This window comes from Nonomuraea sp. MG754425 (genome assembly GCF_021699195.1).
In the GTDB taxonomy this organism is placed as follows: domain Bacteria; phylum Actinomycetota; class Actinomycetes; order Streptosporangiales; family Streptosporangiaceae; genus Nonomuraea.
Map to the genome: position 1 here is coordinate 1 of NZ_SSXE01000279.1, position 9,574 is coordinate 9,574.

Below are 9,574 nucleotides of genomic sequence, written 5' to 3' on the forward strand. Positions count from 1 at the left end.
GTGCCGGACCCAGGCGTAGAGGGGCTCGCCGGGGCAGTCGGTGGAGTAGCCGTCGCGGTGCCCCTTGATCTCGTGGCCCGCGTTGCCCCGCTCGCGCACGTACTGGACGGCGTCGAGGATGGCGTTCAGCACGTCGTCGGGCGGCTCGACGAGGCCGGCGTTGCCGACCAGCCCGAGCACGGCGTAGTGGCCCGCGTTGAGCCCCGGCCCGTTGGCGGCGGGCAGGTGGTGCAGGCCGCGCCCTTCGAAGACCTTCCGGTGCGGGCAGGCCACGAAGGAGTAGCCGATGTCGATCCAGCCGTTGCTGTCCATGTGGTAGCCCTGGATCGACCGCACCAGATCCACGCACCCGGCGTGGTCGGAGACGATCTCCGGATCGACTCTGCCGCCCGTGTAGTGAACTTTGACTCCCTTGGTGGAGTCGAGCTGTGTGTAGTCGCCGCGTGGCGCGCGCGCGTTCCAGTCGCGCCTTAACACCAGGTCGATGGACACGGTGATCTCCGAGGGTCGCTGTGATGACGACTGAGCGTAACCCGGCGAACGCGGAGCGGTCAGGGAGATCGGGGATTTCGGCTACGGCCTGATCACTCGCTGCTCCGTCACGATCGCGCTGATCAGGTCGTGCGGCGTCACGTCGAAGGCCGGGTTCAGGGCGGGCGTGCCCTCGGGGGCGACCCGTACTCCTCTGATGGTCACGATCTCGTCCGCGCCCCGGTCCTCGATCTCGATGTGCTCCCCCGACGGGGTGCCCGGGTCGATGGTGGACTCGGGGGCCACGACCACGAACGGCACCCCGGCCCGCTCCGCGCCGAGCGCGAGCGCGTACGAGCCGATCTTGTTGGCGGTGTCGCCGTTGGCGGCGATGCGGTCGGCGCCGATGAGCACCGCGTCCACCTCGCCCTGGGCCAGCAGGTACGGCCCGGCGGAGTCGGCGATCAGCCGGTGCGGCGCGCCCATCCTGGCCAGCTCCCAGGTCGTGAGCCGGGCGCCCTGGAGCAGCGGCCGGGTCTCCAGGACGAGCACCTCGGCCAGGCGTCCGCGCTCGTGCAGGGTCTGGACGACGCCGAGCGCGGTGCCGCGTTCGACGGCGGCCAGGCCGCCGGTGTTGCACACGGTCATGATCCGCAGGCGGTCGCCCTCGATCAGGTCCGCGCCGCGCTCGCCCATGGCCAGGCAGGCGGCGATGTCGTCGTCGCGGATCCGCAGCGCCGCCGCGAGCACCGCCGCCCGGCCTCCGGCCAGGTGGGCGGCGGCCTGGTCGACGCCCCACGCGAGGTTGACTGCGGTGGGACGGGCGGCGCGCAGCGCGGCGATCTGGGCGAGGTCGCCGTCGGCCAGCACGACGCCGAGGGCCCCGGCGACGCCGAGCGCGGGCGCGCCGCGCACGGCCAGCCGCCGGATGGCCGCCACGAGCTCGCCGACGGTGTGGACGCGCAGCGTCACGCACTCGCCGGGCAGCAGGGTCTGGTCCACGAGCTCGACGGCGCCGTCGACCCAGTCAATGGTCCTCACGGGGCAAACGCTAACCCAATACCCCGTAGCGGTCAGCGTTCGGCGAGGACGATGACCGAGTCCTTCTCCCCCAGCACGATGGGCGTGCTCTTGTCGGGGTTCAGGACGATCCCGTAGTGGGGCGGGTCGTTGCGGGCCGTCGCGTTGCGATAGCCGATGGCGGTCTCGCCCCTGCGCCGGGCCGACTCCACGACCGTGGCGAACGACACCTTCGTACCGGTCCGCACGTAGTGGCCCGCGGGGCGCGGGTAGATCTCCGAGCCGCGTGAGTCGAACAGGTAGGCGAACACGTCCGCCAGGTGCCGGTTCTCGGCGAGCTGGGCCAGGAGCAGGCCGATGACGGTGTCGCTGATGACGATGTCGTCGGCCTCGGTGACCTCGGCCAGGGTGCGGTTGTTCTCGTCGTGCATCTCGCTGACGATCGAGTAGTGCTCGCCGAGCGTGCTCTGCATGTCGCGGAGCTGGAGCAGCGTCATGAGCGTGCGGGTGTCGGCGTGGTGGGGGTCGAAGCGGTCGTCGGAGAGCACGACGACGTGCTGGAAGAGGCCGACGCCGAGCGACTCCAGGGCGAACCTGTCGGTGGTGTCGCAGTCCTTGACGTTGACGGTGAGGTTGCGCAGGCCCGCGAGGTTGGTGCCGGCCTTGGGGTGGTCGGCCGCGACCTCCAGGACCGAGCCGGGGGCGACGTAGCCGTCCAGGTAGCGGACGATGTGCTCGGCGCGGCCGTTCCAGTTGAGCAGGAGCGTGCGCTCGGGCTCGGTGGGCGCGTGCTCCGCCACCGCGATGGCGGCCTCGTCGATGGACGGCTTGCCGGCGGCCAGGCGCACGTGGGAGTCGTCGTGCGCGATGACGATGACCTCGTCGTCGGCGTTGATGACGGTGTCCCCGGGCGGGTTGAGCACGACGCCCGAGGGGCGGCGCAGGCCGATCGCGGAGGCGGTCTGGTAGGCGTGCAGCGCGTCCCCGTAGGTGACGCCGACGAGCTTCTTCGGGGTGCGCAGGTAGATCTCGCCGCCGTCGAAGTTCAGCAGGTCCATGCAGACGACGGACATGCCGGACTGGCGGGAGGACTGCACGATCAGCCGGGAGGCGGTGTCGTCGGAGTCGACCAGGTGCACGTCCTCGCTGCCGGCCAGGCGGGCGGCGGCGATGTTGCGGCTGGAGGTGAGGCCGGCGACCACAGGGGGATGGACGCCGTCGCGCTTGGCCAGCGCGAGCAGGATCTTGATCACGTGGGCGTCGGGGTCGTCGCCCTCGGGGGAGAGCACGACGACGGAGCGGGCCGCCGTGAGGTTCATCAGCGCGAGGTCGCGCGGCTCGGTGGGCCGCCCGGTGCGGCAGACGACCCGGGTCCTGCCGAGGTCGCCGACGTGCTCCCGGATGGCCTCCTCCATCTCCAGCTTGTCACGTTCCGCCAGGACGGCGATGGCGGAGCTCTTCTGGCTGGCGTGCGCCTTGACCAGCTCGGCCACGATCGTGAACACCTGGTCGGACCAGCCGAGGATCACCGTGTGCCCGGACTCCACGATGCGCGAGCGGCCCCTGCGCAGCCGGTCCACCTTCTGCTTGAGCCCGTTGGAGAGCAGGCCGACGAGCATGCTCACGATGAACAGGCCGCCGAGTGAGCAGACGAACATCACGGCCATGTACCCGAGCGAGCCCTTGTCGCTGGCCATCTTGCCGGGGTTGAGGGCGTGCATGAGAGCGATCCAGAGCACCTCGCCCGCGTGCCCCACGCCCTCGGGCTCGCCGGGCGCCAGCCACATCGTGACGCCCGCCACGACGACGATCAGCGCGATCGACGCGACGGCCAGCCACCCGATCAACGACGCCGTGCCCCTGGACATGGTGTTGTCGAACCAGTACCGCGCCCGTTCGCGGAACGTGACCTTCGACACTTCCCCGATACCTCCACGTAAGGAGTGATTTGACCCAACGACACAAGGTACCGGGCGATCTTGGCTCGCGCATGGCGTCTGGTAACGACCAGGACACCGCGTCGATCAGGGCCCGGTCCGGCGGCGGTCCGGCCGCGCGGAACAACACGCCCGGCTCTGCGCCCGCCCGCCGCCCGAGCCGGTACGCTGAGGACGAAACCCAGCCCATCCCCAGCCAAAACCCTTCGACATCCCGCCTCGAGACGGAGATCATTAAAGGTATGTCTGTGATCAGGGAGGTGCCCTTCCCCAGCCCGGACTCCTCTGAGCTCCCGATGAACATCTGGATCGACGACGCCGACTCCGCCATCGACGTCATCGACGCGCTGGCGCTGTCGCCGTTCGCGACGGGCGCTCAGCCGTGGTCCCGCCTGGCCAACCTGGAGCGCGTGCGCCCCGACGCCGCGCTCGCCCCCGCAGGCGGGCGCGTGCTGCGCACCGCGCGGGTCGAGGACGGCTCGGAGTCCCGGCTGATCTGCGGCGACGGCTGGACCCTGCGCGTCGTGCGGCACCGCAACCGCACCGCCACGGTCAGCGTGACCGCGGTCAACGAGGATCTGGCCAAGACCGTGCTGGCGGAGAGCATCGAGGGCGCCGAGGAGCCCGTGCCCGACGTCGACCACGTCGAGATGGGCTTCTGGTGGCGGGGCATGCACGGCGGCACCCGCTCGGAGAAGCCGATCACCGCGCAGCCCTGGGCCGAGATCAGCGCCAACTACTCGGCCAAGGTGCGCCCGTCCCTCGACCGGCTGATGTCGATCACGCCGGCCGACGTCAACGGCCGGCTCATCCTCCTGCACGGGCAGCCGGGCACCGGCAAGACCACGCTGCTGCGCTCGCTGGCCAAGCAGTGGCACGACTGGTGCCAGGTCGACTGCGTGCTCGACCCCGAGCGGCTGTTCAACGAGCCGGGCTACCTCATGGAGGTGGCGGTCGGCTACGACACCGACGAAGACGCGCAGCGCTGGCGGCTGCTGGTGCTGGAAGACTGCGACGAGCTGATCAGCTCCGGGGCCAAGGCCCAGGCGGGGCAGGGGCTCTCGCGGCTGCTCAACCTGACCGACGGGCTGCTCGGGCAGGGCCGCGACGTCCTGGTGGCGATCACCACCAACGAAGACCTGGCCCGCCTGCACCCCGCCGTCGTCCGGCCCGGCCGCTGCCTGTCGCAGGTCGAGGTGGGGCCGCTCAGCAAGGAGGAGGCGGTGACCTGGCTGGGCACGCCGGAAGGCGTGGGCCCGTCGGGGGCGACGCTCGCGCAACTGTACGCGCTGCGCTCCGGCCGCGAGATCACCCCGGTTCAGGGCGACGAGTCCACCGGCCTGTACCTCTGATCCCAGCGCCCCCACCCCGGCGGGTGGGGGCATGAGCCGTTCGGCTCAGGTCAGGTACGTGTGCAGCCTGCGGGCCTCACGCACGAAGTTGTTCGACGCCCGGAGTTGCGCGATCTCGGCGACGCGGGCCGGCGTCCCGCGGGCCCGCGCCCACTGCGCCGCCCGCAGGGCGAAGGCGAGCCCCTGCGTGTGCCGGGTGTGCGGGCGCTCCCCCGGCCCCGGCAGGTACACCGCCAGGAACCCCGTCATGATCCGCCACACCTCCCGATGCGCGCCCAGCGCGGCGGCGCTCTCCAGCGTCTCGAACACCGGCCCCGGCTTGAACTCCGTCCTGCGGACCAGCAGCGCGAGCTGCCGCCCCACCCGTTCGGCGTCGAATTGCCCCCTGGCGGCCAGCTCCACCAGGGGCCGCGCCCGCTCGACCGGGTCGGCGCACCGGCTCCGGTCGGCCACGAAGTACGCCTGGACGAGCGCCGCCGCGTCGCCCATCGGCCCGCCGGCCGACGCCAGGGCCTGCGCCTGAGCGGGCTGGACACGGGCCCGCCGCCACCGCGCGGGAAGGTACGGCACGAGGTGCGCCGCCACGGCCTCCGGGTCGGACGGCATCAGGTACGGCCACCAGTGCGGGTGACCGTCGTGCTCCCGTGGCCGGCGCACCACGGCTTCGCCCAGCGGCTCCGCCGCCGACGGCCCCCCGAAACCGGCCTCCAGCTCGTCGAGGACCGCGCCGGGGACCTGTTCGTGGTCGTCGCGGTACACCTGGCGGTCACCGCTTTCCGGCATCCCCGCGACCGGGAGGTACCACCAGGCGATCTCCGTGGCGTACTCGGGCCGCCCGCCGCCCATCCAGCGCGCCACGGCCCGTCCGGCCGGAGAGGTCAGCCGTCCGGCGCGGGCCGCCACGCCGGGCGGGATCTCGCGGGGCAGCCGCAGCAGCGCCTGCCGGAGGTCGGCGGGCAGGGGCGCGGCGCCCGCCCGCTCGTATCCGGCCAGCCGGTCGACCAGCTCCGCGCCGTCCAGCAGGCCGTTCGCCTCGGTGGGCTCGGCCAGCAGGTACGGCGGCAGCGTCCCGGCCTCGATCGCCGCGCACACCTCGGCCCAGCGCCGCAGCAGGAACCGGTGCGGCCCCGGCACGTCGCCTTCCCCGGGCAGCCGCTCCCCCGCCGGAGGACCTCCGGCTCGCCCTCGGCAGGCGTCCTCGGTCTGCGGCCCCGGCACGTCACCTTCCCCGGGCAGCCGCTCCCCCGCCGGAGGACCTCCGGCTCGCCCTTGGCAGGCGTTCCCGGCCTGCGGTTCCGTCAGCAGCCGGGCGATCTCCCAGGCCCAGTGCCGGACCTCCGGCCAGCACCCCTCGGGCGGCCGCACGCCCGGCGGCAGCGCGGCCAGCCGCGCCGCCAGCCCGTCCCGGTCGATCCGCGACAGCCGTACGACGCCGGCCAGCCACAGCTCGGCGGCCTCCCACCGGCCCTCGGCCGGCAGCCCGTCCAGGTCGCCGGCCACCACCACAGGGGTGGGGAACGCCCGGACCACGGCCGGTTCGGGCAGCGGCACCGGCGTGAACCCGGCCTCCCGCGCATCCCCGGCGGCCTCCCCGCCGAACACCGAGGCCAGCGTCTCCCCCAGCTCCTGCGGCAGCACCACGGCCGCCTCGCGGATGGCCCGCGCCCCGTCGCCGTGGAACCGCTTGGCGTGCTTGACCGCCAGCCGCACCGCCCGGCCCTGCACGTCGGCCGACTCGCAGGCGAAGGCGTACCCGAGGTCGGGGGCCAGCGAGGACAGCTCGGCCGCCCGATCGCGGGCCAGCTCGTCCAGCCAGGTGAGCCCCGCCGTCAGCAGCTTGCGCTCGCTTCTGGACAGCAGCGCCCGCACCGCCTCGGTCACCTCGCCGGGGTCGAGGTCGTCGAGCCGCCGCAGGTGCCTGAGCGCCGGCTCGGCGACGGCTCCGGGCGCGACGGGCAGCAGCCGCAGGTAGTCGCGACGGCGCTTGCTCACCTCGTCGTACGCGGGGTCGAGCAGCTCGTGCAGCCGTACGAAGAAGCGCAGGTCAGCGGCCTGCCCGCCGCGCAGGAAACGCCGCAGGCACCCGTCGAGCAGCACGTCGCGCCCGATCCTGCCCTCGCCGGCCAGCCTGCGCAGTGCCGCCAGCCAACTCCGGGGCGCGGGCGGGTCGGCGCGCTCGTCGCGCAGCACCCCGCCGACGCCCTCCGCCTCGAACAGCCGGGGCAGGAGGTGGTCGAGCAGCGGGTCCGCGCGCAGCTCCGCCGCGATGGGCCGGTTCTCGGCCCAGGCCACCACGAGCGGGTCGTGCGCGGGCGGGGTGGCCCGGCCGCGCCGCAACATGGCCAGGACGAGCCCCGCCACGCCGAGCAGCGTCAGCACCACGCCGGGGACGGCGATGTCCCAGGACCGCCAGATCGGCGCCAGCACCACGAAGTGCGCCCCCACCACCAGCGCCACCCACGCCACACCGGTCTGCTCCGGGGCCTCCAGTGCGGCCAGCACCCGCAGGCCGCCGAACAGTGCGACCGCCTCGGCGGCGACGACGGCCAGGTAGCCGCGGCCGAACATGGCCGCGCGCGCAGCGGCCCCGGCCTCCCGTCCCCCACGGGCGGCGGCGAGCCACAGCGCCAGGACGGCCGCGGCGGCCAGCCCCGCGGCCACCCGCAGGACGAGCACGGTCGTGCCGCTCAGCGGGTCGTGCGTGTTCACGAAGACGAAGACGGCGCCGAACATCGCGCCGATCAACAAACCAGTCATGCGTTGCATATCGATCATTGAAGTGCCCGCCACCGCCCGCGCACACGGGCCCTGCCACGACCACAAGGTGGGCCTGGCCCTACCCCGGAGGCCCGGACGGCCTCGCACGGGTCAGCGGGCCGTTCCCCGCAGGTAGGCGAGCACCGCCAGCACCCGGCGGTTGCCGTCGGGCGTGGCCGGGATCTCCAGCTTGGCGAACACCCCGGCCACGTGCTTGCCCACCGCCGCCTCCGTGATCGACAGGGCGCGGGCGACCGCGCCGTTGGAACGTCCCTCCGCGATCAGCGCGAGCACCTCGCGCTCCCGCGCGGTCAGGCGGTGCGTCGGCTCGGTGACCTCCCTGGCCGTGGCCCACGTCTGCTCGAACAGGTCGATCAGCGCGGCGATCAGGCTCTGCTGCCTGATCACCAGCGCGCCGGGCGCGAGGGCCACGGGGGTGAGCCGCAGGAAGGCCACCGTCCGGTCGAAGACGAGCAGTTGCTGGATCGGGTCGTCCACCACCCGGTGCAGGTCGCCGGCGGCGTGCAACTGCCGGATCCGGGACGCCTTGAGCGGATCGTCCAGGATGCCGGCGTGCACGATCGTCCGCATCGTCATGCCGCGTTCCAGGGCGTCGAGCACCTCTCGCCGGCTGCGGTGCTCGTGCCGGCCGGTGTCGGGCGATCCGGTGGGGTGCATGGCGCGCAGGTCGCGGGCCGAGCCGGCGGCCTGGGCGATGCGACGCCGGACGAGTTCGTTGTCCTCCAGCCGCTCGACGTCCACGGGGAGGCCCCGCAACTCGCTCACCACCTCCTCCAGCCGGCGGGCGAGCTGGGTCAGCGGCACGCTCTCTTCCACACGCCTCCTTCGGGCTCCCGCAAGGCTCCGGTGCTGCGGACCGTGCCCATGCTAGACAAGGCCGGCCCGCCACCTTGTGCGAGGTGCTTGTGATCTACGATGTAAAGGACGTGGGCGGGTCGTCCAGCGGGTCGAAGAGCAGGACGATCTCGCCGAGGTGCCGGTCCTCGCGCATCGCGGCCAGCGCGTCCCGCACCCGGGCCGCCGGGTACGCGCCGTACGGCAGCGGCAGGCACCCGCCTTCCGGCGCGCCCGCCACGACCTCGGCGAACACCTCCGGGTCGGCCGGGTCGGCGGCCCCCAGCTCGACCTGCCGCCCGTTCGCGGCCCGCGCCCGCTCCCATTCGGGCGGGACGGCCCCGGCGACCACCTCGGCCCCGCGGCCGTCCGTGGCCTCCAGGACCTGGGCCGCCGCGTCCGGGTCGAGGACGTCGAGCACCGGCCGCGCGCCGAGCGTGTGCAGCAGGTCGCGCTGGGCCGGGGTCCTGGCGGCCGCGACGACGTGCGCGCCGCGTTCGAGTGCGTGGCGCAGGGCGGCCAGGGCGGTGGCGGTGGCGCCGGCGTTGAGGAGCAGGGTCTCGCCCGCCGACAGCCCGGCCTGGACGGTGAGCGCGAGGTGGGCGTGCAGGTGCGGCAGCGGGACGGTGGCCGCTTCGGCGTCGCCCGTGCCCGACGGGGTCCGGGTGAGGAGACGGGCGGAGGCGAGGACGTGGGAGGCAGGCGCCCCGATTGCGAGCCCGGCCACGCGGTCGCCCGGCCGGATACCGGGCACGTCCGGGCCGACGGCGGTGACGACCCCGGCACAGGCCCACCGGCCGCCCGCGTGCCGGGGCAGGGTGGCGGCCCGCACCTCGACGGCCACCATGCCGGGGCCGGGGGGCGGCGGCTCGCCGGTGCGGGTCCAGACGGGTTCGCCGTCCTGAAGGCCGAGGACGCAGGGGGTGCGGGACGGGTGCGGCGTCTCGCGGACGACGAACCGGCCCCGGCGGGTCAGGACGATCTCGTGCACGCCGTGCGCGAAAGGAACGGCGTGCGTGGCGTGTGCGGCATCCGCGGAAGGCGCGGCGTGTGCCGCGTGCGCGGAAGGCGCGGAGGGTGCCGCGTGCGCGGAAGGCGCGGCGTCCGCGGGGGATGCGGCGTGCGCGGAGGGTGCGGCGTCCGCCGGGGATGCGGGGGATGCGGCGTGCGCGGAGGGTGCGG

At 74.0% G+C, this 9,574-nt stretch carries 7 protein-coding genes; 1 reads left to right on the forward strand and 6 read right to left on the reverse strand.

The genetic code is table 11. The features are described 5' to 3' along the window. From FAF44_RS49475 to FAF44_RS49485, 3 genes are all read right to left on the reverse strand, one after another. Window positions 1-492: peptidoglycan recognition family protein (locus FAF44_RS49475; protein ID WP_237110432.1), on the reverse strand; the 492-nt coding region annotated here is incomplete at its 3' end. 81 nt (window positions 493-573) lie between these two features. After that, the gene (gene mtnA, locus FAF44_RS49480) at window positions 574-1,512 is read right to left on the reverse strand and encodes an S-methyl-5-thioribose-1-phosphate isomerase (RefSeq protein WP_237110433.1); all 939 of its coding nucleotides are present in this window, start codon (window positions 1,510-1,512) and stop codon (window positions 574-576) included. A gap of 32 nt (window positions 1,513-1,544) precedes the next feature. Further along, on the reverse strand, window positions 1,545-3,410 hold the full coding sequence (locus tag FAF44_RS49485; RefSeq protein ID WP_237110434.1) for a TrkA C-terminal domain-containing protein: 1,866 nt from the start codon (window positions 3,408-3,410) through the stop codon (window positions 1,545-1,547). A gap of 260 nt (window positions 3,411-3,670) precedes the next feature. Between FAF44_RS49485 and FAF44_RS49490 the strand changes: the two genes are divergently transcribed. Beyond that, a complete protein-coding gene (locus FAF44_RS49490; RefSeq protein WP_237110435.1) occupies window positions 3,671-4,780 on the forward strand; it encodes a DUF5925 domain-containing protein in 1,110 nt (369 codons plus the stop codon). Window positions 4,781-4,825: 45 nt separating this feature from the next. On the opposite strand, the gene FAF44_RS49495 is transcribed toward FAF44_RS49490, so the two are convergent. From FAF44_RS49495 to FAF44_RS49505, 3 genes are all read right to left on the reverse strand, one after another. Further along, on the reverse strand, window positions 4,826-7,537 hold the full coding sequence (locus tag FAF44_RS49495; protein ID WP_237110436.1) for a DUF6493 family protein: 2,712 nt from the start codon (window positions 7,535-7,537) through the stop codon (window positions 4,826-4,828). 111 nt (window positions 7,538-7,648) lie between these two features. Beyond that, window positions 7,649-8,374 carry a LuxR family transcriptional regulator gene (locus tag FAF44_RS49500; RefSeq protein ID WP_237110437.1) on the reverse strand — a complete coding sequence of 242 codons (726 nt, stop codon included), beginning with the start codon at window positions 8,372-8,374 and terminating at the stop codon, window positions 7,649-7,651. Between the two features lie 94 nt (window positions 8,375-8,468). Further along, window positions 8,469-9,383: a hypothetical protein gene (locus tag FAF44_RS49505; protein ID WP_237110438.1), complete on the reverse strand. Its 915-nt coding sequence runs from the start codon at window positions 9,381-9,383 to the stop codon at window positions 8,469-8,471. Between the last annotated feature and the right edge of the window lie 191 nt (window positions 9,384-9,574).